At 51.2% G+C, this 1050-nt stretch carries 2 pseudogenes; both read left to right on the top strand.

Annotation, left to right across the window (positions count from 1 at the left end):
- Positions 1-427: pseudogene (locus Q0340_RS07145) on the top strand (cytochrome-c oxidase); the annotation flags it as partial.
- A 123-nt stretch (positions 428-550) separates the two neighbouring features.
- A pseudogene (locus Q0340_RS07140) lies at positions 551-1050 on the top strand (hypothetical protein); the annotation flags it as partial.

Below are 1050 nucleotides of genomic sequence, written 5' to 3'. Positions count from 1 at the left end.
CGCTTATGATCTGGGGCTTAAGGACGACGCGGTGTTTTGGTTCTACGCGGGCAAATACCGCTTCATCTCATTCGCTTCGGTAATCGACGTCAGCGGCGCGATGTTTATGGAGACGGTCGAGGCAAATTCCGCTTTCATGCACCTTGCGGGCGACGTGATCAACCCCTACGCATTCTGCGACATCGATAAGCAGCAGATCATAGTCGAAAAGGCGGTCGATTGGGTAAAAGATCATCCGTATAAGGCGATATTTTCGGATAAATTCCCATCCATGGCTAGCGACCGCAAGGCGGCTCTAAAGGAAGTGATAGAAAAGCTCAAAGCCGATCAGCAGAAGCAAAAGCAGTATTTCGCCGATCCGAAAAACAGAGCCGATTACATCGCCGAGCGCAAGAAATACCGCACCGACGAGCGCTTCTGCGACTAAATTTGCGGCTAATTTAGTCGGGCGGGCTTTGCTAGCTTAGCCGTATTTTGCCTAAATTTCAGCTCGCAGGCTAAATTTAGGCAAATTTCAAACTATGCTTCAAAATAAAATTAAGGAAAAGGCGTGAGCGAAATTTTAAAAAACGTGATGCCGCCGCCGTGGATCAAATACCCCGCTCTTAGCGAGTTTTCGCTCGGCTGGCGGATGGGCGCGGCAGAGGATTATAAATTTAAATTTTGGCAGTGGTTCGAGCGGCTGGATGAAGCGGTGCAAAGAGCGTATGCACGGGCCTTCCTCTATCCTTGCTTTTGGCACTACGGCGGCTGGGACGAGCTGGACGAGACGTCTGAAAATGAGCGGGTAAAATGCGCGCATGGCGGCGACAGATGCTGCTCGGAGCTACAAAATTTGAAATTTAGCGAGCGTGGTGGGTTTAGGGGCGATCTTACGGACGACATAGACGATTTCTACCGCGAGGGCGTGTCGTTTTGGCGAGCAGGCGGAGCGGCGAAATACGACAAAACCTCGCTAATAAATTCTTCCAAAGCGCACGAATTTCTATTTTTCTACAAGCCGGATGCGGCCGCGGATGAATCCTGCCTCGGGCAGTGGCAGAGCTCGCC

The sequence above is a fragment of the uncultured Campylobacter sp. genome (assembly GCF_938045595.1).
Lineage (GTDB): Bacteria > Campylobacterota > Campylobacteria > Campylobacterales > Campylobacteraceae > Campylobacter_B.
This window is presented reverse-complemented; position numbering and strand designations above follow the sequence as displayed.